Origin of the sequence: Flavobacterium sp. JAS (assembly GCF_020991455.1) — a bacterium.
Lineage (GTDB): Bacteria > Bacteroidota > Bacteroidia > Flavobacteriales > Flavobacteriaceae > Flavobacterium.
In genome coordinates this window covers 164,086-190,040 of the sequence record NZ_JAJMOX010000008.1, presented here as the reverse complement: position 1 = coordinate 190,040, position 25,955 = coordinate 164,086, and the positions used below count along the sequence as shown (strand labels likewise).

Genomic DNA, 25,955 nt, shown 5'->3' with positions numbered 1-25,955 from the left:
TATAATACCTACAAGGTTTTAAAAACCTTGCAGGATAATAAAATAGAACATGAAAATAAAAAGTTTAATTTTTTTAGGGATAATGCAATGTTGCGTTTTCGTAAATGCACAAGTCAAAACTTTAGATCCGGTAGAATATGTGAATCCATTAATGGGAACACAATCTTTGCACAGTCTTTCAAACGGAAATACCTATCCGGCAATTTGCAGACCTTGGGGAATGAATTTCTGGACGCCGCAAACTGGAAAAATGGGTGACGGATGGGCATACATTTACACCGCAGATAAAATTAGAGGATTCAAACAAACGCATCAGCCATCGCCTTGGATGAACGATTACGGACAGTTTTCAATCATGCCGGTAACCGGAAAATTGACTTTTGCAGAAGACGAAAGAGGAAGTTGGTTCAGCCATAAAGCGGAGGTTTCTAAACCGTATTATTACAGCGTATATCTTGCCGATTATGATGTTACGACAGAAATTACAACTACAGAAAGAGCAGCGCATTTTCAGATTACATTTCCGGAAAACGAACAATCTTCAATTGTAATTGATGCATTTGACAAAGGATCTTACATTAAAATAATTCCTTCAGAAAATAAAATTATTGGTTACACAACCCGCAATAGTGGTGGAGTTCCGCAAAATTTCAAGAACTATTTTGTATTGCAATTTGATAAGCCATTTGCAACAAATTATACGTGGCATGACAAAGTTTTAGAAAAAGACAAACTAGAACTAAAAGACAATCATGTTGGTGCAGTAGTAGGTTTTAAAACTAAAAAAGGAGAAATCGTAAATGTAAAAGTTGCTTCGTCATTTATAAGTCCGGAACAAGCCGAATTGAATTTGAAGAGCGAATTAGGAACAGCTTCGTTCAAAGAAACCGTTGGCGAATCTAAAAAAGAATGGAATAAAGTTCTGGGAAAACTAACTGCAGAAGGTGGAAGTGATGAACAACTAAAAACATTTTACTCTTGTTTGTACAGAACAGTTTGTTTTCCGCAGAAACAATATGAAATAAACGCAAAAGGAGAAACAGTGCATTACAGTCCGTATAACGGGAATGTTTTGCCGGGTTATATGTTTGCCGGAACAGGATTTTGGGACACATTTCGTGCCTTATATCCTATGTTAAATTTAGTTTATCCTTCGATCAACAAAGAAATGCAGGAAGGATTAATCAACGATTACAAAGAAGGTGGTTTCTTGCCGGAATGGTCAAGCCCAGGATTTAGAGATGTAATGGTTGGGAATAACTCAGCATCTGTAGTTTCTGATGCTTATATGAAGGGATTACGAGGTTATGACATCAATAAATTATACGAAGCCTTGTTGCATGGAGCCAATAACGAAGGTCCATTAGAAGCTGTGGGAAGAAAAGGAGTGGAGTATTACAACACTTTAGGATATGTTCCTTATGATGTAAAAATCAACGAAAATGCAGCCAGAACATTAGAATATGCGTATGATGATTTTGCAATTTGGAAATTAGCGAAAGCCTTAAACCGTCCGAAAAAAGAAATCAGTTTATTCGAAAAACGAATGATGAATTATAAAAAACTTTATAATCCAGAAATTGGTTTTATGAGTGGTAGAAATAAGGACGGAAGTTTTCCGAAGAATTTCAATCCGCTTAAATGGGGAGATGCTTTTACCGAAGGAAATGCGTTGCATTACAGCTGGAGCGTTTTTCATGACGTGCAAGGTTTGATTGATTTAATGGGCGGAGAGAAAAAATTTACAGCCAAATTAGATACTGTTTTTTCAACACCTCCAGTTTTTGATGATAGTTATTACGGATCAGTTATTCATGAAATCCGCGAAATGCAAATTATGAATATGGGACAATATGCTCACGGAAATCAGCCAATTCAGCACATGATTTATTTGTACAATTATGCAGGCGAACCTTGGAAAACACAATATTGGTCAAGAGAAGTGATGAACCGTTTGTACAAACCAACTCCTGATGGATATTGCGGAGACGAAGATAATGGACAAACATCAGCCTGGTATATTTTCTCAGCAATGGGATTCTATCCGGTTTGTCCCGGAACAGACGAATATGTTCTTGGAGCACCATTATTTAAGAAACTTACCTTAAAGTTAGAAAACGGAAAAGAGTTTGTTATAAATGCACCAAATAATTCTGAAACCAACAAATATGTTCAGGAATTAAAATGGAATAATGCAACTCACACTAAAAATTTCATCAATCATTTTGATGTATTAAAAGGCGGTGAATTAAACTTTGACATGAGCAGCAAGCCTAATTTACAAAGAGGAACTTCGGCAAGTGCCTATCCATATTCTTATTCAACTTCAAAATAATACTATGCAATCACGTAGAAAATTTATAAAAAATACAGGGATATTTTCAGCAGGATTATTGGCACTTCAAACCGATGTTTTCGGAATGCAATCTGACGCTTTCAATTTTGCGTTAAAAGATTTTATTACCAAAAGACCACCATTAGCCGAAAGAAAATTTACGAGTAAAGCCGTTGAAGCCGCAATTGTTAGAATCAAAAAACAAATCGCAAATCCGGAATTGGCGTGGTTATTCGAAAACTGTTTTCCTAATACATTAGACACAACGGTAGATTTTGAAATCATCGACGGAAAACCGGATACTTATGTCATTACAGGAGATATTGATGCGATGTGGTTGCGTGATAGTACAGCACAAATATGGCCTTATATTCCGTTTGTAAAAGAAGATAAAAAACTTGCCGAATTGGTAAAAGGAGTAATCAACCGTCAGACCAAATGTATTTTGTTAGATCCTTATGCGAATGCTTTCTATAAAGATTTTAATCAGGTAAGCGAATGGAAAAATGACATGACCAAAATGCAACCTGGAATCCACGAACGCAAATGGGAAATTGACAGTTTGTGTTATCCAATACGATTGGCGCACGGATATTGGAAAGAAACCGGAGATATTAGTTTGTTTGACAGTAAGTGGAAAGAAGCGATGCTTTTGGTTTTACAAACATTCAAAGAGCAACAACGCTGGACAGATAAAGGACCTTATAATTTCCAGAGAGTAACGGCTTGGGCTACAGATGGCGTGCCTTTAAGCGGTTACGGATATCCGGTAAAACCATGCGGATTAATCGTTTCGACTTTCAGACCAAGTGATGACAGTACATTGTTCGGATATTTAATTCCGAGTAATATGTTTGCGATTGAAGTACTTGGATATCTCCAGGAAATTTTCTCTTTACCAGCATTAAAAGATGATAATTTAGTAGCTAAAGCCAAAGAATTACAAGGACAAGTTCAGAAAGGATTAGAAGAAAACGGGGTAATAGATCATCCAAAATTCGGAAAAATCATTGCTTTTGAAGTAAACGGATACGGAAGCTTCCATATGATGGATGATGCCAATGTTCCTTCGTTATTATCATTACCATATTTAGGCGCAATCGAACCGGACAGTCCACTTTATTTAAATACCAGAAAAGTGGTACTTTCAGAAAATAATCCGTTTTTCTATAAAGGAAAAGCAGGCGAAGGTGTTGGAGGCCCGCACACAGGAGCAGACACCATCTGGCCAATGAGTATTGTTTTGAGAGCCATTACGAGTGTCGATGAAAATGAAATAAAACATTGTATTAGCAATTTGATCAAAACAAATGCCGATACCGGATTTATGCACGAGTCATTTCATAAAGATGATGTGACTAAGTTCACCAGAAAATGGTTTGCTTGGGCAAATACCTTATTTGGAGAAATGATTGTTCAAACGAGTATTCATTATCCTCAAATTTTAAAAGACAAAAACATTTAAACTAAAAAATATTAAACCAGTAAGAGATTAAGAAAAATGAAGTAATTAGACTTAAAAAACTTAATCCTTTAATGGCTCAAAATAGATTCTAAATATAAAAGAATGAATAAAGAATATGCCGTTGGATTGGATATTGGAGGCACACATATCACCGCAGCGATTATAGATATAATAGACATGAAAGTGATTGACTTCTCCCTGCATAAAGAGTCATTTGATTCTAATTTGCCGGTGGAAGAAGTGATGACTATTTGGGAAAAAGCAATCAGGATTTCTATCGAAAATTCTAAAGTAGATAATACAACAGGTTTGGCAGTTTGTATGCCGGGCCCGTTTGATTATACTAATGGAGTTTGCTGGATAAAAGGACAATCTAAATACGAGCATTTTTACGGATTAAATGTTCGGGATTTGTTTCAGGATAAATTGAAGCTTTCAAATGATTTTCCGATTCTTTTCGAAAATGATGCGGTTTGTTTTGGTAAAGGCGAAGTTTTTAAAGACGCTAAAAACCTTTCTAAAAAAGTAATGGCGATCACATTAGGCACAGGACTTGGCGCTTGTTTTATAGATAAAGGAGAATCAATTAGTACTGGAGATTTAGTACCAAAAGATGGAGAAATATACGACCTTCCATACAAAGAAGGTATTGCTGAAGATTACGTTTCGGCACGCGGACTTATAGCGGGTTATTTCGCTTTAAGCGGAAAAAAATTAAGCAACGGATTAGAACTTTTTAATCTGGCTAAAGCCGAAGATGAAATGGCAATAAAAGTATTTGAGAAAATGGGAGAGGATTTAGCCGCAATTGTGATTCCTTGGTTAGAAAATTTCTCAGCCGACAGTTTTATTATTGGAGGAAAAATTGCAAATGCCAGTGAGTTTTTCTTGCCTGTTTTCAACAAAAAAATAAAAGAAGCAGGAAGCAATGTAGATGTTTCAATTTCGACAGATAATGAAATTGCAGCTTTATTAGGCGCTACAAGTTTGCTTTATACAGCTTAGATTATTTTACCATATAAGTTATATAAGTTCATGTAAAAAGAATTTTTGATAACTTGGTTTTATTTTTTAGTCAGATATAGATAACTGGAAATGTTCTAAATATTACTTATATGATTTAATTTTGAGTAGCTATAAACAGCCAGCTTAAATGATCTTATATAACTTATATGGTTTAAAAAAAATTTAATATGACAAATTCAAACCGCAGAAATTTTATAAAAACGGCAGCAATAGCTTCAGTAGCTGTGGCATTGCAATCTTTTAATTCGGAATCATCTGAAGAAGAAAAAGTTGTAGTTTCTAAAAAAGGAAAAAAGCCAATTGTACTTTCTACCTGGCGATTTGGAATCCCAGCAAATGAAGCTGCCTGGGAAGTTTTAAAAAAGAATGGAAGCGCTCTTGATGCTGTCGAAGCCGGAGTTAAAATTCCAGAAGGCGATCCAAAAGAAAGAAGTGTGGGGTATGGCGGACGTCCTGATAGAGATGGTCGAGTAACGTTAGACGCTTGTATCATGGATGAAAATGCCAATATAGGTTCTGTTGCTTGTTTAGAATATATAATGCATCCTATATCAGTTGCGAGGGCGGTAATGGAAAAAACGCCTCACGTTATGTTGGTTGGTGATGGAGCTTTGCAATTTGCATTAGCGCAAGGTTTCAAAAAAGAAAACCTATTAACAGAAGAGTCTGAAAAAGAATGGAAAGAATGGCTGAAAGACAGTAAATACAAACCAATTGCGAATATTGAAAATCACGATACCATTGGAATGATTGCTTTAGATGCTAAAGGAAATCTTTCGGGTGCGTGTACTACAAGCGGAATGGCTTTTAAAATGCACGGACGTGTGGGAGATTCCCCAATTATTGGAGCAGGTTTATATGTTGATAATGAAATTGGCGCAGCAACAGCAACCGGTCACGGCGAAGAAGTGATCAGAATTTCGGGATGTCATTTGGTTGTGGAATTAATGCGACAAGGTAAATCACCTCAACAAGCTTGTGAAGAAGCCGTTGCAAGAATTGTGAAATTAACCAAGAACAGAAACAAAGATTTAAAAGATATTCAGGTAGGTTTTATAGCCTTGAACAAAGCAGGAGAATACGGTTCTTATTGCGTTCAGGGTGGTTTTAATTATGCAGTATATGATGATACAGGAAACAAATTAATCGACGCCGATTATTTCCTGAAATAAAGATTTTTTTAGTTAATCCTGTCGATAGGGTTAATTGTTTTTTAATGCGCAATAGTCTTTGGCTTTGCGCATTTTTTCTTCTAAAAGCTGAGTATTTCTTATTGATAGAATATCTGAAAAGAAAAATTGGGATCATGCATTTTTATTTCATTATTGCTGGTTTCAAGTTGCGCTTTTTTTGCATAAACAAACATTTGTTTTTCATAATCACTTATAGCAGATTCGAGAGTTTCAAATTTTCCGTTTGTTAGATTTTCGGATAAAATCAAGGCATCTTTCAGTCCCGTATTTGCACCCTGACCTGCGAAGGGAGGCATTATATGTGCAGCATCTCCAATAAGAGTTATAGGCAAAAGACGATTCGTTTTCCATGGAATCTCTAATGTTATTTTTCTTGTTGGTCCAGGAATAAAAGAAGATGTGGCACGAAATAGTTCTTTGTAACATTCATGCCAATTTGAGAATTTGTTTTCAAGAAAAGAGGCAATTTCTTCTCTATTATGAGAATTTAATTGGTTTTTCTGAGACCATTGTTGGGGCGTCTTGAAAATTACATTATAGGTTAATAAATCGCCATTTTTAGAATTGGCTACTAATAAATTACCATTACTGGAAGACATAAGTATTTTATTGTCGCAAAGTTGGTAGAATTCCGGACATGATGTTTTGGGTTCAAGTACTTCTCCTTGTATAATAAGAGTTCCTGTGTGTTCGATTTCAGCATCGGTAACAAATTTTCTGGCTTTAGACATTCCGCCGTTTGCACCAATAATAAAATCTGCGGTTGCGGTTATATTGTTTTCAAAATGTAAAATCCATTTCCCGTTTTGTTCTTCAAGTTCTGTGAATTTTCTATCCCAGAAAACAGTTTCCGGTGCTAAACTATCTAGTAATAATTGTCTTAAATCATTTCTGTTTATTTCGGGATTATCATATTGTTCTTCGGGCGAAAGCTCTTTAGAAAATAATATTTCTCCTTGTTCATTGGCTACGATTCTTCCCATAGCTATTGCCTTTGTATAATAGTTTTCAAGCAATCCTGTTTTTTTCATTGCATCTTGTCCAGAGCCTTTATGAAGGTCAAGAGTTCCGCCTGAGATTCGGGTTTTAGGATTTTTGTCTCTTTCGTAAACTGCGACATCAATTCCGTTTTGTTGTAATAATTTTGCCATTGTAAGTCCAACTGGTCCAGCGCCAATAATGGCTACTTTCTTATCTTTTAGTAACATGATTTTGTATTGTAATATTGAAATACAAAATTCAGGAATACTATTATGTTAGGATTGTACAAATGCGACAAAATCACTGTTTATGGCTTGTTTCTCTTTTTTTGCTTTTCGTGCAAATGCTGCCGGAGTAGTACCGCTGTAGCGTTTGAATTCTCTGCTTAAGTGAGATTGATCTGTATAGCCAAGATCCTGAGCCAAGGCAGAGATATTAGAATTTGGATCAATCCACAGTTGGTTTCTTACCTGCTCAAAACGCATCAAAGCCGAAACATCTTTGACGGTATGGGCAGAGGATTGTTTAAATTTTCTTTCCAGTGTACGAACTGTTGCGTGCGCTGCAGCGGCAACTTTATTTACAGGCATATTACCATTTGCGTCTCTCATTGCAAATCCTGCCTTGAATAATGTACTGTCAAGAGGAATTTGCGATTGTGAATTTAAAAAATAGTGTTGAACAAGAGCAATTGCTTCATCAATTTTATTGGCACGAATGCATTCACTTAAAGTAGATTGAAGTTGAGCGATTGGATGTTTTAATATAGAGGAAGCATTTTTCTCAGAAGGCAAACCAAGCAAATCAAAAACGGTCCATGGAAAACATCTGATTCCGATAATTTCTAAATAACCTTTTGTTCTTAAAACCGCAGGCTGATTGAGTAATCCCATTATAAAAGGCGAAGGCAACGGCTGAAAATCCCCATGAATAGAAATACTGCAAGGATTCCCAAAATGGAAAACAATTTCGGCATAGCCATCGGGCATTATTTCAAAACTGGATTCGACTTCTCCAAAGCCACTTTTGTCATACCAAAAGCATTTTATCATACCCTGCAATTCTTCGGGAACTTCAAATTCTTGGTGTAAAGTGTGGAAAGATCTCATGTTTTGTATTAGTTATGAAGATAAAGGCTTTTTGTAAGATTATAAAACAAAGTTATGAAAAACTATTTTGTAGAATTAAGGATGGGAGAAAGTAGGAGTTTATTATAACTAAACAAAGCTCCAGATTTCTCTGAAGCTTTGTTTAGTAATGTTGTAAAGAAGATCCTTTAAAAATTAGTATTTACTTTTTTAGAACGATCTGCAATGTATGACATAAGCCATGTTACTTGTCCGTCCTTAACAAAGTATATTTTCTTTGTTTCTAAATTTGGAATACCTTCCAGTAAGTTCTGAAGTATATTATTTGCCGAAATAAGGTATTTCTGGTCGTATGTGCTCAAAACTCTCGCCATCTCTTTATTGGTTTTAGCAAGATTAGTAAACTTGACGAAATTATTTTTCAGGATTGCATCGTAATTGATAACGTCTTCAAGAGTTAAAGGAATATAGTGATCTTTAAGGTTTTCATCATAATATAACGTTGCAAAAGCCCAGACAGCTCCTCCAGATAAGTAGATTTTTTCTTTTTTTAATAAAAGAGGATTTGCATCAAGCATTTCTTTAATCTTCTTGCGTAGAACCGGGTTAAAATCAAAAGATTTTTCCTGATAGGTTGACATATCATTAGCCTGGTTTGGATTTGCAACCGTTTTTTTTACGGCATCGGTAAGTGTCATTGTACCAAAATCAAGTTCTAAAGGTATAAACTCTAATTTACTATCTTCAAGCTCATCAATGTATCCGCCTTTAGTAGTTTGGGCACCAATGTCAAGCAATAAAGCATTAGAATAATCAACAGGCGGTATAGCACCTTTAACGAGTATTTTAGCTTCTTCGTTAACATTAATAATATCAAAATTTTTATTGGTTAGAGTAGCAATCTTGTTTTTCAAAAGATCAATGTTGCGAGCAGTTGCAAAAACTGGAGAAGCTACTATAAAGATATTTTCTTCGCGAAGTTTAAACTCGGCTCTTATTTTTTTCAATTGATCAGAAACTATAATACTAGTTTTGTTGATATCTTCCTGAGGAAGCTCACCGAAAGAAGCAATATGATCAGCAAGACTAATTCTCTCATTTGCGAAGTAGAGAATCTCATAGTCGGCTTTCTTGATGTTATTTACTTCCAGAACAGAGACTTTTATTGCTCTACGTCCGATTTCGATTCCGGCATAAACATTTTTTTGGGAAAATGAATTAATGGAAAAAAATAAATTTAAAAGAATAAAAAATAAAATTTGGGATTTGTTTTTTTTAAGCATTGTATTTAATTGTAGTTAGGGGGTATTATTTATTTTTGAATAAAGACTTCAAGGTAGTTTGTTGTGGTATTTATGTGAAAGTCATAATTTTAAATTGAAAATAACGGGTTTCCGTATAGGATTGCAAATTTATAAAAACATTTACTAACATAAACGCAGTTATTAAGAAAACATGGGATTAAATTATTAAGATAGTTTTTAAAGCTAATGATGTTCAATTCTTTATCTCTAACGTATTGAAAAAGAATAATAAACGAAATAATTTACCAAGGAATAAGTATTAATTTCCCTTGTTTTTAGAGTGTTCTTATAAAAAAATGGCGCAAAGTCAGTCCCGAAAGCTTTCGGGATTGCGCCATTTTTTTGCTTTTAAAAACCGTAAATCCAATAAAAGGCAGAGACATTCGCAACGAACATTTTACAGATAATGGATATTACAATCTTTCTATTTTAAAATAAGCCAGTTCTTCTTGATTTCGTATTAAATTATCTAATCGTTCAAATCCGGCTTTTTGCAAAACATTTTGTGATCCGCTGTTGTTGAGATCTGTTATAGCTACAACTTCTTTCGTATTTGTATTTGCAAAACTATATTGAGTTAAAGCCTTACAAACTTCTGTCGCAATACCTTTTCCCCAATATTCCCTACTAAGTACATACCCAATTTCTATTTGGCTTGTATTGTGTACAAAAATACGAGCAACACACATTCCTATAAAATTATTATTTGTGGCATCGAATATCGCCCATCGACTAAGATTTTTCTTTTCATAATTTTCAAGCAATTCATTAAACATTTCCACATATCTTTCCTGTGAAGCATCAGGAAGGTATTGTGTAACTTGATTGTCTTTAAAAAGATCTAAAAAGGTTTGTTTTTCCTGAGGTAAAAATTCGCGAATAATTATTCTTGGGCTTTGGTAAAGAGTAGACATTGATTATAATTAATAGTAAGATAAATAATTTAGAAGTTTTTTGCTAAAATTGATAGCCAAATTTTTCTTTTGTAAATACAGCCCAATTTACAGAAAATAATTAACCAGAGCAAACCGCCCACTCTCTAAAGTGTTCCATGAGTTTGCGTAATTTATCTAAAGAATGTAAAAAGAGATTTTGTAAAATGATAAGATTGTCTAAATTCTTTATTTGCCAAACGTTGTGTTTCTTCTACTTTATTCAGGATAACAAAAAGATAAAGTATTATAAACAAAAAAGCTCCAGATTTCTCTGAAGCTTTGCCTTAGTAGCCCGTAGCGGAATCGAACCGCTCTTACATGGATGAAAACCATGCGTCCTAACCGATAGACGAACGGGCCTGTTTTGCTAATGCGGGTGCAAAAATGCAACTAATTTTGGAATACACAAAATGATTTTAAAATAATTTTTTTAAAGTTATTGTAAAAATATCGCATTTAGAAATAATCCATCTTAACTAAAAACTGGTTAATTAAAATGTATTTATTTGATTAATAATTGGTTGTTTTACATGAAAAAAGAAGGAGAGTAGATTTTTTTCTTCTTTTATTAAAGTGATAATTTAAAAAAAAGATTTGAAGTTTTATTAGAAATTATTTGTTTTGAAAGAATATTCTTTTGTTTTTTTTAAGGTTAATTCTTAATTAATGTTGTTTTGAATTTATTATAATTAAGAAATCACGCTTTAGATTCTAAAAAAATTACTTTTAAAGTTAGAGGCTTTATGAGTTTTTTGATTTTAAATTTTATTTGTTTGGCAAGATGCAAAGATAAAGACATTCTGTAAAGCTAGATGAAATTCCGTTCTCCGAGGAGTTGTAATGAAAAGCTACGCAATCCTGGAAGCCTTCGATACCGACTTTGCGTAATTTTTTTTGCATTTAATATAAAGTGTAAAAACTTGATATTTAGTTATTTAGTTTGGGTTTGATGTCGGAATTCCCGAAAACACATATCTGAATTCCTGAATCCCGATAGTAATAGTTTGTCATACCTAGTTTACTGCTCTAGTTTTGAATTCAGAAAAATAGACAGAAAAAAATTAATAGGTTGTAGAATGACAAGAATAATAATTATCGCTATCCTGTTTTGTATCTCTTCCTTGTTTGCGCAAATAACAATACAAGGTAAAGTTGTTGAAACTAAAAATAATCCTTCAGAGCTTAACGTCGATTTTGGATCTATTAAAATAAAAGAGAAAGAAGAAAATGTAGTTAAGGTTCAAAAAAAGATTATAGCAAGAAAAATAGATTGATTGTTTTTTAATGCCTGGCTCACCGAAGAATTCTTATGAAAAGCTGGCAATCCCGAAAGCCTTCTGGACTGACTTTGCGTAATTTTTTTGATGTTCAAGTAAATTATAAACCTTATAAAAGTCTTAGATTTTTTACGTTTTAGCTTAAAGTAAAAAAGCTCCGGATTTCTCTGAAGCTTTAGTTAGTAACGGAATATTTAGTAAATGATTAAAAAAAACTTGACTCTAGTTCTAGTTTACATAATCACTATATGTTTTATTTCTTTTGTTCATTTTTTTCCTTTAATCTTTTCGCATTCTTGAGGCTATTATTAAGCATCCACTCAATCTGACCATTGACACTACGAAATTCATCACTAGCCCATTTTTCAATTGCTTTCATCGTTTCTGAATCAATTCTTAATGCAAATGACTTTTTTTCAGACATCTTTTTATTGATTTAAAGTACCGGTATTTATTACAGGTTTAGTTTCACTATCTCCACAAAGTACTACCATTAAATTACTTACCATTGTAGCTTTTCTATCTTCATCAAATTCTATAATTTCTTTATCTGCTAATAGTTTTAAAGCACTTTCAACCATACCAACTGCACCTTCGACAATTTTATGACGTGCGGCAACAACAGCCGATGCTTGTTGTCGTCGTAACATCGAATGAGCAATTTCGGGAGCATAAGCCAGATATCCAATTCTTGACTCTATTACTTCTATTCCGGCAATTTCTAATCGTTGCGTAACTTCGTGTTCAAGTGCTATGTTAACATCATCAAAATTAGTACTTAATGTTACGGTTGCTCTCTCATCTTCAAAATGATCATAAGGAAAAGAACCTGCAAGTTTTCTAACAGCCGAATCTGTTTGAATTCTAATGAATCCCTCATAGTTATCAACTTCAAACGTAGACTTAAATGTATCTTTAACTTTCCAGACTAATATAACACTAATCAAAATAGGGTTCCCCATTTTATCATTAACCTTAATTTTTTCGCTTTCAAAGTTTCTTGCACGCAAAGATAAACTCGTTGTACTATAAAGAGGGTTTACCCAAAACAAACCACTTTGTTTAATACTTCCTTTGTAATCGCCAAACAGTAATAAAACTTTTGAGCTATTGGGACCTATTACAATAAACCCCTTTATTAAAATAATAGATAGCAGAAGTGAAGCTCCTGCTAATATCATGTTGTTTGAGATAAAGCCATAAAATGCCACAGCGATTGATAGTAATAGCATAACAATAACCAAATAGCCATTAAAGGGTATTAAAACTTTTTCTGTTTTCATAATGAGTAATATTTAAATGATATTAAAATGATATCATAAAGGTATATAATATTTTAAAGCAAAAGTAATTTTTTTATATAATTTATAATTTTAAAAATAAGAGAAGAGGTGGGATTAAAGTATAAATAATACCGATTTGTAATTTGTATTTGAAAAGAAAATCTAAAAAGAACTTATAACAAAAAAGCTTCAGATTTCTCTGAAGCTTTTTATCCTAGTAGCCCTAAAGGCACAATTCTCGCACCATTTTGCGGATGATTTAAAGATATTGAAAGGGCAAATGATTAATTTAAAATTTTTAGATTTCTAAGAATTGGTGAATTAATACACTTATGATACAATTTGTAAAATGTTTTTACAGAATTATTAAGTTTTAGAAAAAGAAATAGCCAACAGATAATTGAAATACTCCGTTTTTAACTTTACTTGAAGAATTCTCTACATTATTAATATCAGTTAATCCCAGGTTATATCTTGCACCAAAATTAAGTCCGTTGTCAAGTTTATAACCTACACCAAAATTAACCCCAAGATCAACAGTCTTAAATGAATCTTTTACATTTATCTTTTCATTTTTAGCAGAAAGCAAGAAACCTATTTGCGGTCCCGCTTCAACACTCAATCCTTTTATTACATAATATTTTGCCATTAAAGGAACGTTCAGGTAACTTAAGGCAACTGTATTATCATTAAAACTATAGCCCTGACCAGAATACATTACTTCGGGTTGGAAAGAAAACTTTTCAGAAATTGGAATTTCTGACATAACACCAAAATTAAATGCGGTTACAACATCAGTACCTTTGGTATCTCCGCTGACAGATGCAAAATTTAAACCTCCTTTAGCACCAAATTTAATTTCTTGGGCATTAACATTAGCAAATCCTAGAACTGTAAGAACAGCTAGTAATAAAAAATTTTTCATAAAATGTGATTTGAATTATTTGAGTCCAAAATTCGGATAAGAAAAATTAGAAAAGGTTTCAAAAGCTTAAAACTGTATAAAATGGTACTTATTTGCAGGCGTTTTTATATTCATTTGGTGTCTGACCAGTAACTTTTTTAAAGGCTTTATAAAAAGTTGTTTTAGAAGTAAATCCAGATTCTAATCCCATCGTCAACAAATTGTAGTTTTCATATTCAGAATTTGAGATCATTTCCTTAACAGCTTCAACTCGGTATTGATTAATATAATTGGCAAAGTTATCTCCTGTAATCGTGTTTATAATTTGTGAAACATATCCCGCGCTTATGCCTAGTTTTTCAGCGACTTTTTCTCTGTTTAATGTACTGTCCGTATAAATGTGCTGATCTTTGCAAAGTATTTCCAGTTTTTGAAAATAAAGATTATCTGCCGTGATAGATTCCCTATATTCTTGTAACGTACTATTGTCTACAATTTGCAGATTACTATAGGAAACAACTAAATCATTATTTAGAAAATTGCAAACAGCATCTTTATTTTTGGCCAGTTTGTATTTGTATATACCTATATAAGCTGTCCAGTGAATTGCAAATGCTGCAAATAAAGCCAGAATGCTCATCGTAGAAGAAAGATCAAATGGAATAAATAAGCTCGCCAGATAGATAATAAGAAAAGCGAATAACAATGAAGTAACAATTGTTAATAAGGTAATTATCCATTTTTTTTCCTGTGAATCTTTTAAATGCCTTATCATAAAATAAGAGTAAAGCGACAGAAATGGGATGAATGTAACAGCTAAAGCAAGATGGATCAGACCAAGTATTCCGATTATATCATTGCCTGACTCAGGAATAGTATAAATTCCTGCTACATGATCAAGATCTTGTGTAATATTAAGGACAGCGGAATACGCAAATGGAATAAAACACAAATAATGTTTTTGTTTGCTTTTTACAGTATCATCAATCCGGTTTATAATAAACAGGAATAGAAAAGCAGGAATGAGAAATACCCACTCGATGTGGTCAATAAAACGAAGAAAGGGATAGGGAGTAAATGCATCTTCAACCTCAAAAACATGATTCAGTAAAATAATTGAAAGTGTAAATATTAAATATGCAAGATATTTATTTGAATTACTATTGAATAAGGAAGACTTTAAAATAATTAAGCCTAAGACTATTCCCTGAAAAATCGCAATATTTAAAAGTGTGGTATAAATCAATTTTTTACTTTAAAAGTTGTTTTTAAGATTTGTTTTGGGATATCATAGTAATAAGTCATTTTTTAAAACATAGCTTATTTCATACGAATTGGTAAGGCGAATTTATATTAATACTGATGACTTTCTTAAGGGATTAAGAAATGATTAACTAAAATAACCCGCTTCCCGAAGAGTTCTCATGCAAGCTTTGACAAATGTCTCCTGACTTCGCAACTGTAATCTTAATCAGACATTGTTGTTTGTAAATCTAAATGAACAAAAAAAGCTCCAGATTTCTCTGAAGTTATTGTCCTGCTGGAACGAGGGAAATTTTAATGTTATAATCTATCTTAAAATATAGTCTGTTAAAGATTTTAAAAAACAGTATAAATACGTATTGTTTAATATATGTATTAATCGTTTATTTGATTGTAAGTAGTTGTTGGTTAATGTGTTGTTGTTTTATTGGTATTTGTTTGATGTAGTTAAACATGTGAAAAGTTATATGCAAGGCTTCAAAATTATTTTGAAATTAATGACAATTTTAAGTAATAATGTTTAAATAATTAAAATGATAAATTCAGAAATGTTTAAACTAGTGGGAAACACAATTTCGACTTTAAGTATTATTATCGGGATAACGCTAAGTGTATTAAATTTTCGTATCGCCAAAGAAAAAGAAGCAGAATCAAGAAAAATTGAAGCAGCAAAGCCATTTCTTGAATTGCGTCAAAAGTTATATCTCGAAGCTCTTACTAATGCATCGATTTTAGCTTCTCAAGATTTTCATACTGAAGAGGAAGTTCGAAAAGCAAAGCAACGTTTTGCCGAATTATACTGGGGAGAATTGAGTTTAATCGAAGAAAAAAATATTGAAAAAGCAATGATCCAGGTTGCTGATTCGATGAATTTAAATGACTCTATTTCGCCAAGTAAGAGGGCTACATATAACCTCGCTCATTCAATGCGAGAATCTTTAGTTAATTCTTGGGGAATAGACAGATCAAAAATAGGAGAAATAAATCCTTAGAAAATCTTCGCTCGTTCTCTGAAGAGTTTTTATAAAAAGCTGCGCATTCTATGATTATTTGTTTTTTATCATAGAATGCGCAGCGTAATCGAGGAAAACTTCAGAGAGTAGGGGTGTCTTACGCTGAAACTATAATATTTAAATTTTTATCGTTTGTAATAAGCAACAATACTTGCCTTTGCTATTGTTTGGTTCCAAAGATTAAAACCTACAACAGCAGGATTTGTATTTTCGTTGGTTCCAAGTTTATCCGTTTTAAGCGCATAAACCGTTATTATGTACTCATGAAATCCGTGACCTACCGGTGGGCAAGGTCCGCCAAATCCTTTAATACCATAATCTGTAATACTTTGAATAGCCCCTTTAGGAATTAAATTGCTTTTCGTTCCTGCATTGGTTACCAATTCATTTACGTTTGCAGGAATATCAAATACAACCCAATGCCAAAATCCGCTACCAGTTGGTGCATCAGGATCATACATCGTTATGGCAAAACTTTTTGTTCCCTCAGGAGCATTTTTCCATAGCAATTCCGGCGATTGATTTTCGCCTGAACAACCAAATCCGTTGAATTCCTGTATTTTAGATGCTTCACCTCCTAGGGCTTTACTGGTTAATGTAAAAGTTTTTTGACCAAAAATTGTGCTGGTAAAAATTAAGGATAGTACCAAAATTAGATTTACTTTTTTCATTTTATTTTGAATTAAAATTTTAAGCAAATTTAGATTTAGTAAGGCGAAAGAAACTGTTGAAAAAGGTTCAAAAAGTATAGCTAGAAGCTCAGATTCTCTGGTGGTGTTTTGGCGTTACGCCATACTTTAATTTGTAAGCCTGTGTAAAGCTTGATAAATTTTCGTAACCTACTTCGAAATAAACTTCAGATGGCTTTTTTTGTTCCTGTTGCAGTAAATATTGTGCAAATTCAAGTCTTTTATTTTGAAACCATTTTATAGGCGATTCTGAATAATGTTTTTCAAATTCTCTTTTGAATGTTGACACACTCATATTGCACAAAAAGGCCAATTCTTTCAAAGTCAATTTATTCAGGTGGCTGCTTTCAATAATCGTAGTAAATTTTTGTGTAGCATTGTCACTGTGTGTAGACAAGGAGTAGAGAAAATCAGTTCTGTACTTTTCTATTAGGTAGAACATAATCTCTTCAAACTTAACTTCCAGCATTTTCTTTTGTAAATCTCTTGAAAGTTTTGAGATATCCAGTAAACTGTATACAAAACGCTTTATAAATTCATCATACTCAAAAGCATAAACTGATTTACATACTTTTGATTCGATTTTATGCAATTCATTTTTTTGAATAAATTTTGATACAATTTCATTTTTAAAAAATAAAACGACACTTCTATAATTAGAATCCCCGGAAAGTTTTTCAGTCATCAAACAATTTCCTGATTTCATTACTAGAAATTTAGAATCGTTTATGGATAAAGCTGAATTATCAAAAAAAACTTCCTTTGTTCCTTCAAGTAAAAAACTAAAGATATTTTGATTTAAAATGATTTGCTGTTTAGATATCTCTTGCGAAGTGCTATAATCAAAAATCTCAACAAGCTGAGAATTTTCTAAACCCAATTCATCTGGAAGTATAATGGTATTCATAATATTACTTAGTTGTATGTCTTAAGATTTATTAATATAAATATAAACAAAAAAAGCTCCTCCTACTGGGGCGAGCGTCTCGCTCTTGGACGCAACGAGATGTTTGACAAAGAGGGGTAAAATAAAAAAAAATCCAGATTTTTCAGATGTTATATCTGCTTTTGTCCACCATAAACACATTCTTCAAAAGAATACTTCGCAGAGCAGAATAGTAGCTATTGCTGCCGGAATGATCGTTTTTAATTGGTTACAATAAAATAGTCGTAATCATCCTTAATAATGTTATTTTCAGATAATGAATTATTTGTTAGGTTTAATTTTAAAAGTTTATATGTGGCAATTCCATTATTATATATAATTTTCTTTCCAATTATTTGATTTGTTTGTGGGTAATAAGTGAGATTACTGATATTTGGGGTACTAATATTTATTAAAGTTTTGATTTCTGTACCAGTAGCGGGATTGAGTTCAACTATTTTTTCTGTTGCTCTGTAGGCATATAATTTTCCATTAGTTGCAGGAATTAATTCGTCATAACCGTAATAAATATTTTCAGTTACTGAGTTGTCAGAAAGTTTTATCTTGCAAAATTTATGGATGTTTTTTCCATTATTGTCAAGGAGTCCTTTATCTCCCATTATTTCATTTGTTTGAGGATTGTAAATTAATCCATAAAGTTGATCGCTTCCCGTATTTATTAAGCTTCCAATTTCGGAACCTGTATTTGGATTTAATTCAATAATCCCTTCATACAATTTGTACCCATATAATTTCCCCGTTGTTGTTACGATCAGTTGGTCATAACCTGGATAAATAATGTTTTTTATAGTTTTGTCTGCAAGTTTTACTTTAAAAAGTTGGTAAGTGTTAGTTCCATTGTTATTTGAAATAAATCCTTGTCCAATAATTTCATTTGTTGGAGCAAAATATTTTAATTCAGTTAAATAGTGAGATCCTGGGCCATATACCAGGGTTTTGGTTTCTACACCTGTAACAGAATTTAATTCAACAATTTCTCCGTATTGTTTGTATGCGAATAGACGATTTTGACCAATTATAGAAATATAACCTGCATTAACTGTTACACCATTTGTAGTTAATTGAAGTGGACCAGAAGTTGTACCAACCGGAACTTTAACACTTATTGTAGTTGAAGTAATTTGAGCAATTTGACCACTAGTACCATTAAATGTAATAGTATAAGTTGAATTTGGGTCAAAGTGTTGTCCATTAATTATAATAGTATCGCCTATATTAGTTGAACTAGTCGAAATGCTTTGAATTGTTGGGGTTTGAGTATCTGAATTTGGGGGTTGAGCTTCTTCTCCATTAGGACTTGAACAGCTAATTAAAATAAATAGTGTTAAAATTGAAAAAAAATGTTTCATTCTGAATGTTTGGTTTTTAATGGTTGATTTTTTTGGGAAGATATAAAATATTCTTACAAAATGGATGGTATAACGTTGCTAAATGTCGCTTCAATATCACCCTCCGCTCCCCGAAGAGTTCCCATGAAAAGCTGTGCGAATGTCTCCTGACTTCGCACCCGTAATCTGAAACAGACATTTTTTGTAAATATAGCACAAACAAAAAAAGCTCCAGATTTCTCTGAAGTTTTTGCCTTAGTAGTGGGAAGCATTCAATTATCTAATCACTTTTTTGAAGATTTTTATAAAATTGTTAGTTATTAATATTACCTAGAGTGTTTCGCACTAAAGTGATGAAGAATCTCTTTTTCCAAAATAATGGATGATAATATAAAAATGGATAGGCTATTTTATAACACGTAACATTTGCAACATCTTCGCGTCTAATGATTACAAACCGCTTCAAAAAGCTGGCTTATTCCACACTTCACTAAAATAATAATCAAAATGGTCAAGAAAATACCTGTCATAATAGTATTACTACTATCACTGCTAACCTATAATTGTTATTCTCAATTGCAAACGTTAAGTGGAAGAAAGCTGAATTCAGAAGACCTGGATAAGTATATCAAGAAACAAATGGATTCTCTCGCAATGCCAGGCTTATCGTTTGCCCTTATCAATAACGGCAAAGTCGTTTATCACAGGTCCTTTGGTGTAACCAGTGAAGAAACCAAATTGAAAGTTAATGATCAGTCGATTTTTGAAGCAGCATCCATGTCTAAAACTGTCTTTGCTTATTTTGTGCTTAGAATGGTTGATAAAAAGCTTTTAGATTTGGATACGCCGTTATATCGCTATTTGCCCTATAAAGACATTGAAAAAGATGAACGTTACAAATTGATCACCGCCCGGATGGTTTTATCGCATACTACCGGATTTCCTAACTGGCGATATTTTGACAAGCGAGATGAAAACCGTTATAAGTTCGGTGAATTGTATCTTAAGTTTACTCCTGGGACAGAATTTGCTTATTCCGGAGAGGGTTACCGTTACCTATCGTTAGTGATCGCTCATTTGAACGGATTATCAATACAGACACTGGATCCTCTTTTCCAAAGAGAGGTTGCTGTACCATTGCATATGGAACATGCATGGTTTAGTGGCAACAATTATATAAGCAATCATAAAGTTAAGGGACATGTGAATAGCAAGGTCTCTAAAAAGGATTGGCCCGCCTCTTTTCCGGAGCAAGATTCTACTTGGTTCGATGCTGCCGGCGGATTGCATACGGAAGCTGTAGATTTTTCGGCTTTTCTGATTGGTTTGATGAAGAGCAAGGGCATCTCTAAATCCCTTGTGAATGAAATGTTTAAACAACAAACTGCTTTAGATAAAAAATCGCCCCATTACCTCGTGAATGGTGATACTGGCTGGGGTTTAGGGATAGCGATACGGCCGGTTTCCTTTGGAACAATATATGAGCATGGAGGCAACAATGGCGACTTCCAGTCAGGATTTAAGATTAACAGAGCCAATCAAAATGGGTACGTTTTTTTTACAAATTGTGACCGGGGGGTTATGTTCAACAATAAAATAGCCGAATTATTAATTAATTAATTAATTAGACGTAAAAAATCTTACATAACACCTTTTTTATCAAATACAAAGTAAAGGCAAACGTCTCTGACTTTGCAATATTGTTTAAACAAATGGAGATTAAACAACAAAAGCTTCAGATTTCTCTGAAGCTTTTGTTTTAGTAGCGGGAAGCATTCAATTATCTAACCTATTTTTTGAAGATTTTTATTCAATTTTATCTGCTTAAATTCAATATTGTTGATTTTATTTTTCAAGTATCAAAAGAGAATGTCCTTCTTTACAATTACACAGGTATAAAATAAATAAATAGTAAATTCATTATGTTTTAAGATATATATCGTCTCGATGTTCTAATTAGATTATAAATCATATAAGATGACGAATAATTCAATTAGTGTATGATTTCTTTTTAATTTCAACATTTTTATTAATTTCTCTTTTATAATGACTTAAAGAAGTGGTAAAGTTGAAAAGATTTATAACGAACATATGTTTAAAAAATCTGTAACAGACAATAATTTTAGTGTTTATATATTTTTTTTTCTTTGTAAAAAAAATGTTACTTAGAAATATAGCCTTTTGTTTTAACCTCTTCTATCAATTTTTCAAATTGTGGTAAAGGACGGCTTAAAGCCAATGCATCTTTATATCGCTCTTCAGTCATATCTGGTAAACTAAGCCCAAATAGTTTAATGCTTTGTATTGCTTTTTGAGATGGACTACCATTAATTTCGCGAACTGCGATTATGTATGCTAGATTAGTATTAGGATCCATTATATATTTAAAATGATGATCTGGATCATCAAAGTAGGGATGTACAATTGAAAAGATGCAATTATGATAAACTGCATTAAAATTTTGAATGGAATTAAAAGTACTTTTTTTTGTAAATCCGTTACATGTTGGACATGCAAGAATAAGATTTTTAGATTCCCACATAAACAATGGGTAGCGATCATTTGCTTTGGGGGCAATGTGTTCAATTTGTGCACCTCTTGTTCTCATGTCTAAGCCACAGAATGCACAGTAATGACCTTGTTGACTATGTAGACTTTTTCTTAAAATTTTTTTTAACTCATTTCTTCTAGTTGCTAGTCCATGAATAGGTTTTGCGAATTTGGTTGCTCTACAATCCCATTCATTCCCTTGTAAGGGTAACATTGATTTTATGATTTTTTTGTAATACTTTGGAACTCTTAAAGTAAAATGATATTGTTTAATTGCCATGGTTGTCTAAATAGCCTTCTGCGGTTTGTATTATTTGTGTTAATGGGTCATCAATGGTTAAATCAAATTTTTTCAACCTATCCAAAATCTCATTCATATGTTTAAAATCCTTAGAACCATTGGAAATTTTTGATAAAAGATCTCGTAAATCCATTTCTAAATAATAGTTGCGAACAGTACTTACTCCAAAAACTCGATAAAGTACATTCTCAGCCGACCACCCAGTTGTTTCATATTCGAGTGTTTCATTGAATATTCTACCATTGTTATCACTATGAAAGCTTATTATTGCAGATTTTTCGGGTTCTAAATCACTAACCAAAAAATGTGAATGCGTTGAGATGATAAAATGGCAGTTGCTATATTTTGTAAATGTTTTTTGTAACAGTGACATATATTGAATTTGCCAATTAGGATGTAAACTAATTTCTGGCTCATCTATTAAGACTAAGGAATTTGGCTTTATAGTTGATATTATATTTATAAAGCTAGATAAGATGTGATATTCTCCTGAACTTGCTTGGTCAAATCCATAACTTCCTTCTTTTCGATGTAAAATTAATTTATCTACATCGAGTAACTCTAATTCCCTTAAAAGTTGTAATGATTGTGCTTCATCTCTAAAATAATGTACCTCTTGCAAATTGTCAAATTTAGTATGTGAGTTGTACTTAATCAACCCTTTTCTTGGAATTTGCAGATCAATTTTATTCACTAAAAAGTTCACAATTAATTGTAAATTTTCAGGATGAGATATTACTTTTTGATACCTATCTTTCCTAATAGAAAAACGTCCTGGTCTATCAAGTTTTTCGATAATAGATTGGAACTTTTCTGCAAGTAGTAAAGGATCATTTGAATAATTTTGTCCGTTGCTTAATTTGTTTAGAGTTAAATTTTTACCTGCCTTGTAAGTTATTGTTATTTCGGGTTTTAAACCAATTTGGTCAAATATTTTTCTGTACTTTTCAATATTTTCCTCATTCACTAAAGAATATGAAAACCTATCAATTAATGTGTTGTAATTTTTAAATGCGTTATTTGATGCAGTACGTATGCCTAGATATTCATACTTAGTATTTTTTGCTTTGCTTCGACTGGTATAAAATGGAAATCTATCATTTAGATTTATTGCACTTGCTAGAATTTTTGCTGGAGTAGGCAAATCATTGAGATTGCAATCTTCATTATTAACTTTATAAACATCTTTTCCTCTCACACACCTTATTTGAGCCAAATTATTTTCAATTCGATAAGTAAGTTCAAAATCAAAATCAAAATTCTGGATCTTTTGCCCTTGTTCTTGAGATGAAATTATTATGTTAAAAATTTTAATAAGTAATTCAAGTAATTGGCTTTTACCCGTTCCATTAGGTCCAATAAGCATTGTGGTATATGGTCCGCTAGAATAGTCTAGATCATTGATGAAATTAAATTTTTGCGCTTGAAAAAAATTATGTCTGATAATTTCAAATTGAAGAATTCTAAACATTTGCTATATAATTAGAAAATTAGTGTTGCTAAATGTACGTTGTAATTGTAATCCTAAAAAAAGTATAGAAAAGTATTTATTAACAAGTTTAGTTCTTTAGTTCATCAATTTTAAAGCAGATCTAAAAAATAAAAGGGTGGAAAATAATGTTGCAACGAATAAAAGTTTCTTCCCGCCGGCGCAAGCATCCCGCTCCTGAACATAACGAGTATAAAAGTTTCAACTAAAACAAAAAAGCTCCAGATATCTCTGAAACTTTTTGTCTGTGTAGCGGGAAGCATTCAAATATTTAACCAATTTTTTGAAGATTATTATTAAGTAGTTTGTCTTAATAATGTAGAATAGCTTGAACTTGTTTTTTGTTTATATATGAGAACTAACTATATAAAAGAAATGTAGATCCAGTATAAATACGTATTGTATACGACTTTATAATTTATTTCTTTGTTATGGTTTTCCGTAATAAAACTATCGATGTTTTTATGTTATTTGCCTTTTACAATTTGGAATGAGAAGATCTAAATTGTAAAATTCATTTTAACGTTAAAAAGCAGAAACAACAATGTTTGAAGAGGATGATATACAAACTAATTTTAGAATTTTATGGACATAAATAATAACTCTGATAATGCTGAATATGAAATAAAGATATTTCAGATTGACAAATCATTTTATGAATTCAAAAAACATAATCTTAAGAATAATAATCAAATTATCAATTATATTATTAATGAACATCGAATAAAAGTAAAAGATCTTGACAATTATAATAAAGATATTGTTCCCACATTAATAGATGGAGTCGATTATTTTACATATGTATATAATGAAGAAGAAAAGGATTCATTCTGGAAAAAATTTATACCAGAAAGTTTATCAAATAATTTAGTATTTAAAGTTCAACAACTTTCATTTGCAATGTTTGCAAGCATTGAGAATAATATCTATGCTATTGTAGGTGGCGGTGGAAGTAGGGTTATTATTCGTTATCAAAATCATAGATTTGGATTGGACTTCTTTGAATATATAACTGATTTAAATGAAGACGTAATTTCAATTGAAACAAGAGGTATTTCAGGTAAACTAACAAAAAGGAAAGATATCTTTAAAGATGGTTTAAAGTTGATTGATATTTTAAATTTCACTAATATACCCACAAAAATAAACATTGTTTTAAAACAAGAAATTAAAGATAGTGTTTTTGATTTCATCCAGTTTGACAATAGAATTACTACTATTGAAATTGGCTCATATTTCAATATAAAGTATAAAATACCTTTCGACTCTTTACATCAACTTTTTAAAAAGATAAATGAAATCTCTAAATCAGACACTAAAAAAAACTTAACATCTTTTGTTGAGGTTACGGATAAAGGCATTGTTTCAAATATTTACAGAGAAGAACTTTTGTTATTGTTATATGAAAACATGATGGATTTGTTTTCTCCTGCTAGAGGTGAAAAACCAAAAAAAATAGATATTGAATTTGTTCACCCATCCAAGGTTCAAGAATTTTATGAGGCGGAATTTTATATATTTAAATTTAAAGGAGCACGCAAGGGACATCATTTTCAAAATAGAAAAAAATTATATTATGAGGGACTAAAATTAGTTTATGAAAGCTTAGAAAATTTAAATTTAATAGAATTTAAAAAAATAATTTCCGGTTTGCATTTATATGGAATGCGAAAAAATGATTTTATAACTCATGCAATGTTTTTAGACCATATTGTTTGTGAAATCAATGTCGAAAATAGACCAATCTTTCAAATTGATGCAAAATGGTTTAAAGTAGAAAATGATTTTACGAACACAATTAATGATATATGTTCAAGAATGATAGATAACAACTATTTAAATTCTGGAATAATCACTGAAAAGTGGGACGAGATTGAAGATGAAGACGCTTATAATAGAAAATATCATTTACAAAATAATTATTGGGTTTTAGATAAAGCAATAGGTGAGAATATTGAATTATGTGATATCATGTATGAAGATGATAATACGATATATTTTATTCACGTTAAGAGTGGATTTGATGCAAAAATTAGGGATTTAAGTAATCAAATTCAAATATCTGCAAGTAGATTTATGAATGAAAGAAATTCTGGAAGTGAAGATTTTATATCCTCTGTAGTTGATGCATATAATAGTAAGAAAGTAAATTTTGATAGACTTATCGATAAAGATAGTTTTATAGCTAAATTCAAAACGGGAGGTAAAAATATACAATTTGTAATGGCTTTTAAATCAGAATTAAAAAAGATTTCACAGATAAAAAATAATGTAGAAAAAGTTCAATCCAATATTGCGAAATATTCTTTAATTCAATGTGTTAGAGAAATGAATATGTTGACCTTTCCAATTAAAATTGTTGAAATCGAAAAACTCTAATAAATCATTAAAAGAAGGTGAAAAATCTTTTGTGTATAAATCACAAAATTGGCAACAAAGGACTTGGATTAACTTTACAAGTCATTTCTTCTCAGGAAATCCTTTAATCCTTGAATATTTTGAAGGAAATTATCCAAAACATATTCCAGAAATGCTGGAAACATTTTCAATTATGCGTTGGGGCAGACAGAATATTTAAACCAAAA

22 protein-coding genes and 1 tRNA gene are annotated in these 25,955 nt (G+C 31.9%); 9 read left to right on the top strand and 14 right to left on the bottom strand.

What is annotated here, in order from left to right; genetic code table 11:
- The first annotated feature begins 49 nt into the window (after positions 1-49).
- The 4 genes from LPB88_RS13460 to LPB88_RS13445 all read left to right on the top strand — a co-directional run bounded on the left by LPB88_RS13460 (position 50) and on the right by LPB88_RS13445 (position 5,998).
- The gene (locus tag LPB88_RS13460; RefSeq protein ID WP_230716232.1) at positions 50-2,335 is read left to right on the top strand and encodes a GH92 family glycosyl hydrolase; all 2,286 of its coding nucleotides are present in this window, start codon (positions 50-52) and stop codon (positions 2,333-2,335) included.
- 4 nt (positions 2,336-2,339) lie between these two features.
- Positions 2,340-3,800 (top strand): glycoside hydrolase family 125 protein, encoded by a 1,461-nt coding sequence (locus LPB88_RS13455; RefSeq protein ID WP_230716231.1) that lies wholly within the window; start codon positions 2,340-2,342, stop codon positions 3,798-3,800.
- A 102-nt stretch (positions 3,801-3,902) separates the two neighbouring features.
- Entirely contained in the window at positions 3,903-4,805 is a 903-nt protein-coding gene (locus LPB88_RS13450) for an ROK family protein (protein WP_230716230.1), read from the top strand.
- 188 nt (positions 4,806-4,993) lie between these two features.
- The gene (locus LPB88_RS13445; protein ID WP_230716229.1) at positions 4,994-5,998 is read left to right on the top strand and encodes an isoaspartyl peptidase/L-asparaginase family protein; all 1,005 of its coding nucleotides are present in this window, start codon (positions 4,994-4,996) and stop codon (positions 5,996-5,998) included.
- A gap of 98 nt (positions 5,999-6,096) precedes the next feature.
- Here LPB88_RS13445 and LPB88_RS13440 read toward each other — a convergent pair whose 3' ends face one another.
- The 5 genes from LPB88_RS13440 to LPB88_RS13420 all read right to left on the bottom strand — a co-directional run bounded on the left by LPB88_RS13440 (position 6,097) and on the right by LPB88_RS13420 (position 10,687).
- A complete protein-coding gene (locus LPB88_RS13440) occupies positions 6,097-7,227 on the bottom strand; it encodes an NAD(P)/FAD-dependent oxidoreductase (RefSeq protein WP_230716228.1) in 1,131 nt (376 codons plus the stop codon).
- A gap of 48 nt (positions 7,228-7,275) precedes the next feature.
- Entirely contained in the window at positions 7,276-8,109 is an 834-nt protein-coding gene (locus LPB88_RS13435; protein WP_230716227.1) for a helix-turn-helix domain-containing protein, read from the bottom strand.
- Between the two features lie 167 nt (positions 8,110-8,276).
- Positions 8,277-9,371: an exopolyphosphatase gene (locus tag LPB88_RS13430; RefSeq protein ID WP_230716226.1), complete on the bottom strand. Its 1,095-nt coding sequence runs from the start codon at positions 9,369-9,371 to the stop codon at positions 8,277-8,279.
- Positions 9,372-9,805: 434 nt separating this feature from the next.
- On the bottom strand, positions 9,806-10,306 hold the full coding sequence (locus LPB88_RS13425; RefSeq protein WP_230716225.1) for a GNAT family N-acetyltransferase: 501 nt from the start codon (positions 10,304-10,306) through the stop codon (positions 9,806-9,808).
- 309 nt (positions 10,307-10,615) lie between these two features.
- Positions 10,616-10,687, bottom strand: a tRNA-Glu gene (locus LPB88_RS13420).
- A 716-nt stretch (positions 10,688-11,403) separates the two neighbouring features.
- On the opposite strand from LPB88_RS13420, the gene LPB88_RS13415 reads away from it, so the two are divergent.
- On the top strand, positions 11,404-11,601 hold the full coding sequence (locus LPB88_RS13415; protein ID WP_230716224.1) for a hypothetical protein: 198 nt from the start codon (positions 11,404-11,406) through the stop codon (positions 11,599-11,601).
- 256 nt (positions 11,602-11,857) lie between these two features.
- Here LPB88_RS13415 and LPB88_RS13410 read toward each other — a convergent pair whose 3' ends face one another.
- From LPB88_RS13410 to LPB88_RS13395, 4 genes are all read right to left on the bottom strand, one after another.
- Entirely contained in the window at positions 11,858-12,028 is a 171-nt protein-coding gene (locus LPB88_RS13410; RefSeq protein WP_082564369.1) for an Arc family DNA binding domain-containing protein, read from the bottom strand.
- A 4-nt stretch (positions 12,029-12,032) separates the two neighbouring features.
- A complete protein-coding gene (locus tag LPB88_RS13405; protein ID WP_230716223.1) occupies positions 12,033-12,887 on the bottom strand; it encodes an SPFH domain-containing protein in 855 nt (284 codons plus the stop codon).
- Between the two features lie 373 nt (positions 12,888-13,260).
- Positions 13,261-13,812 (bottom strand): porin family protein, encoded by a 552-nt coding sequence (locus LPB88_RS13400; protein ID WP_230716222.1) that lies wholly within the window; start codon positions 13,810-13,812, stop codon positions 13,261-13,263.
- A gap of 88 nt (positions 13,813-13,900) precedes the next feature.
- Positions 13,901-15,037 carry a helix-turn-helix domain-containing protein gene (locus tag LPB88_RS13395; RefSeq protein ID WP_230716221.1) on the bottom strand — a complete coding sequence of 379 codons (1,137 nt, stop codon included), beginning with the start codon at positions 15,035-15,037 and terminating at the stop codon, positions 13,901-13,903.
- 550 nt (positions 15,038-15,587) lie between these two features.
- Here LPB88_RS13395 and LPB88_RS13390 point away from each other — a divergent pair.
- Positions 15,588-16,046 carry a hypothetical protein gene (locus tag LPB88_RS13390; RefSeq protein ID WP_230716220.1) on the top strand — a complete coding sequence of 153 codons (459 nt, stop codon included), beginning with the start codon at positions 15,588-15,590 and terminating at the stop codon, positions 16,044-16,046.
- Positions 16,047-16,192: 146 nt separating this feature from the next.
- On the opposite strand, the gene LPB88_RS13385 is transcribed toward LPB88_RS13390, so the two are convergent.
- The 3 genes from LPB88_RS13385 to LPB88_RS13375 form a co-directional block, all read right to left on the bottom strand.
- Positions 16,193-16,738 (bottom strand): YbhB/YbcL family Raf kinase inhibitor-like protein, encoded by a 546-nt coding sequence (locus LPB88_RS13385; RefSeq protein ID WP_230716219.1) that lies wholly within the window; start codon positions 16,736-16,738, stop codon positions 16,193-16,195.
- Positions 16,739-16,826: 88 nt separating this feature from the next.
- Positions 16,827-17,663 (bottom strand): AraC family transcriptional regulator, encoded by an 837-nt coding sequence (locus tag LPB88_RS13380; RefSeq protein WP_230716218.1) that lies wholly within the window; start codon positions 17,661-17,663, stop codon positions 16,827-16,829.
- Between the two features lie 239 nt (positions 17,664-17,902).
- Positions 17,903-19,051 carry an IPT/TIG domain-containing protein gene (locus LPB88_RS13375; protein WP_230716216.1) on the bottom strand — a complete coding sequence of 383 codons (1,149 nt, stop codon included), beginning with the start codon at positions 19,049-19,051 and terminating at the stop codon, positions 17,903-17,905.
- 486 nt (positions 19,052-19,537) lie between these two features.
- Between LPB88_RS13375 and LPB88_RS13370 the strand changes: the two genes are divergently transcribed.
- Entirely contained in the window at positions 19,538-20,650 is a 1,113-nt protein-coding gene (locus LPB88_RS13370) for a serine hydrolase (RefSeq protein WP_230716214.1), read from the top strand.
- A 541-nt stretch (positions 20,651-21,191) separates the two neighbouring features.
- On the opposite strand, the gene LPB88_RS13365 is transcribed toward LPB88_RS13370, so the two are convergent.
- Positions 21,192-21,860: a hypothetical protein gene (locus tag LPB88_RS13365; protein ID WP_230716212.1), complete on the bottom strand. Its 669-nt coding sequence runs from the start codon at positions 21,858-21,860 to the stop codon at positions 21,192-21,194.
- The gene (locus LPB88_RS13360; RefSeq protein WP_230716210.1) at positions 21,850-23,352 is read right to left on the bottom strand and encodes an AAA family ATPase; all 1,503 of its coding nucleotides are present in this window, start codon (positions 23,350-23,352) and stop codon (positions 21,850-21,852) included. Before LPB88_RS13360 ends, LPB88_RS13365 begins: the two co-directional genes overlap by 11 nt.
- Positions 23,353-23,955: 603 nt before the next feature.
- Between LPB88_RS13360 and LPB88_RS13355 the strand changes: the two genes are divergently transcribed.
- Complete coding sequence (locus LPB88_RS13355; RefSeq protein WP_230716208.1) at positions 23,956-25,749, top strand: DUF6119 family protein; 1,794 nt, start codon at positions 23,956-23,958, stop codon at positions 25,747-25,749.
- Complete coding sequence (locus tag LPB88_RS13350) at positions 25,730-25,948, top strand: hypothetical protein (RefSeq protein WP_230716206.1); 219 nt, start codon at positions 25,730-25,732, stop codon at positions 25,946-25,948. Before LPB88_RS13355 ends, LPB88_RS13350 begins: the two co-directional genes overlap by 20 nt.
- The last annotated feature ends 7 nt before the right edge of the window (positions 25,949-25,955 follow it).

Bases quoted from the DNA above. Each gene is read 5' to 3' on its own strand.
- LPB88_RS13460 (WP_230716232.1), top strand. From the start codon at position 50: ATGAAAATAAAAAGTTTAATTTTTTTAGGGATAATGCAATGTTGCGTT.
- LPB88_RS13455 (WP_230716231.1), top strand. From the start codon at position 2,340: ATGCAATCACGTAGAAAATTTATAAAAAATACAGGGATATTTTCAGCA.
- LPB88_RS13450 (WP_230716230.1), top strand. From the start codon at position 3,903: ATGAATAAAGAATATGCCGTTGGATTGGATATTGGAGGCACACATATC.
- LPB88_RS13445 (WP_230716229.1), top strand. From the start codon at position 4,994: ATGACAAATTCAAACCGCAGAAATTTTATAAAAACGGCAGCAATAGCT.
- LPB88_RS13440 (WP_230716228.1), bottom strand. From the start codon at position 7,227: ATGTTACTAAAAGATAAGAAAGTAGCCATTATTGGCGCTGGACCAGTT.
- LPB88_RS13435 (WP_230716227.1), bottom strand. From the start codon at position 8,109: ATGAGATCTTTCCACACTTTACACCAAGAATTTGAAGTTCCCGAAGAA.
- LPB88_RS13430 (WP_230716226.1), bottom strand. From the start codon at position 9,371: ATGCTTAAAAAAAACAAATCCCAAATTTTATTTTTTATTCTTTTAAAT.
- LPB88_RS13425 (WP_230716225.1), bottom strand. From the start codon at position 10,306: ATGTCTACTCTTTACCAAAGCCCAAGAATAATTATTCGCGAATTTTTA.
- LPB88_RS13415 (WP_230716224.1), top strand. From the start codon at position 11,404: ATGACAAGAATAATAATTATCGCTATCCTGTTTTGTATCTCTTCCTTG.
- LPB88_RS13410 (WP_082564369.1), bottom strand. From the start codon at position 12,028: ATGTCTGAAAAAAAGTCATTTGCATTAAGAATTGATTCAGAAACGATG.
- LPB88_RS13405 (WP_230716223.1), bottom strand. From the start codon at position 12,887: ATGAAAACAGAAAAAGTTTTAATACCCTTTAATGGCTATTTGGTTATT.
- LPB88_RS13400 (WP_230716222.1), bottom strand. From the start codon at position 13,812: ATGAAAAATTTTTTATTACTAGCTGTTCTTACAGTTCTAGGATTTGCT.
- LPB88_RS13390 (WP_230716220.1), top strand. From the start codon at position 15,588: ATGATAAATTCAGAAATGTTTAAACTAGTGGGAAACACAATTTCGACT.
- LPB88_RS13385 (WP_230716219.1), bottom strand. From the start codon at position 16,738: ATGAAAAAAGTAAATCTAATTTTGGTACTATCCTTAATTTTTACCAGC.
- LPB88_RS13380 (WP_230716218.1), bottom strand. From the start codon at position 17,663: ATGAATACCATTATACTTCCAGATGAATTGGGTTTAGAAAATTCTCAG.
- LPB88_RS13375 (WP_230716216.1), bottom strand. From the start codon at position 19,051: ATGAAACATTTTTTTTCAATTTTAACACTATTTATTTTAATTAGCTGT.
- LPB88_RS13370 (WP_230716214.1), top strand. From the start codon at position 19,538: ATGGTCAAGAAAATACCTGTCATAATAGTATTACTACTATCACTGCTA.
- LPB88_RS13365 (WP_230716212.1), bottom strand. From the start codon at position 21,860: ATGGCAATTAAACAATATCATTTTACTTTAAGAGTTCCAAAGTATTAC.
- LPB88_RS13360 (WP_230716210.1), bottom strand. From the start codon at position 23,352: ATGTTTAGAATTCTTCAATTTGAAATTATCAGACATAATTTTTTTCAA.
- LPB88_RS13355 (WP_230716208.1), top strand. From the start codon at position 23,956: ATGGACATAAATAATAACTCTGATAATGCTGAATATGAAATAAAGATA.